Consider the following 900-nt stretch of genomic DNA (forward strand, 5'->3'; position numbering starts at 1 on the left):
GACCGGCGGCGCCGTGCTGGCGGCCGTCGGCTGGTTGTGGTCCCTGGCGCTGCTGGCGACCACCCTCGCCCAGCGACTGCCCGGCCTCGCCCGCGGCCTTGACCTGCGCGTCCCGGTCCGACCAGCCGTCGACCTGCTCCCGTCGACGGTGGGCGCGGTCGCGGCCGGCGCCACGGTGGTCGCCGTGCTCACCCTGGCGATGGTCCTCGCCCGGCTGGCCCGCGACCTGGTTCGGGCGGAACGGATGGTCCGCCGACTACCGGGCGGGCGGGTCCACATCGTGGCGCACCGGCTGCCGGATGCCTATGCGGTCGGCGGAGTGACCGATGGGCGCGTCGTGGTCACCACCGCCATGCTGGCGTGCCTGGAGGCCGACGAGCGGGCAGCCGTTCTCGCCCACGAACAGGCCCATCTCACGGGCCGCCATCACTGGCTGCGCATGGTGGTCGACTGCTGTGCGGCCGTCGACCCGCTCCTGCGGCACCTCCCGGAGCTGGTCGAGGCGGCCTGCGAGCGATGGGCCGACGAACGCTCCGTGCGCACCACCGGACAGCGGGTCGTGCTCGCCCGGGCGCTCGGGAAGGCGGCGTTGGCGACCCTGCGCGCCCCGCAGCCGGCGACGGCGACGGACGCGCGGTCGAGTGTGAGCGTGACCGGGCTCAACCACGGCGGCGGCGTCGCGGAACGGATCTCCGCACTGCTCGAAGGCCCGCCGCGCCCTGCCCGGATTCCGGTCCCCATCGCCGTTGGGAGCCTGATGCTCGCGGTGCTCAGCATCGGCTCCGCGGTGCATGCCAGTGTCGACTGCCTCGCACCGTTCCGGTAGGGCAACGGCGGCCCGCGCCTGCGGACCGTAGCCGCGGCCCCCCTCTGGCCGCGGCCTCAGCGGCGGGCCGGATC

1 protein-coding gene is annotated in these 900 nt (G+C 75.6%); it reads left to right on the forward strand.

Annotation, left to right across the window (positions count from 1 at the left end; translation table 11 throughout):
* Nucleotides 1–826, forward strand: an 826-nt coding sequence (locus tag MXD58_RS25725; protein ID WP_250610285.1) for a M56 family metallopeptidase, incomplete at its 5' end; no start/stop codon positions are given.
* Nucleotides 827–900: the final 74 nt, after the last annotated feature.

The organism is Frankia sp. AgKG'84/4, from assembly GCF_023242965.2.
Taxonomy (GTDB): Bacteria; Actinomycetota; Actinomycetes; order Frankiales; family Frankiaceae; genus Frankia.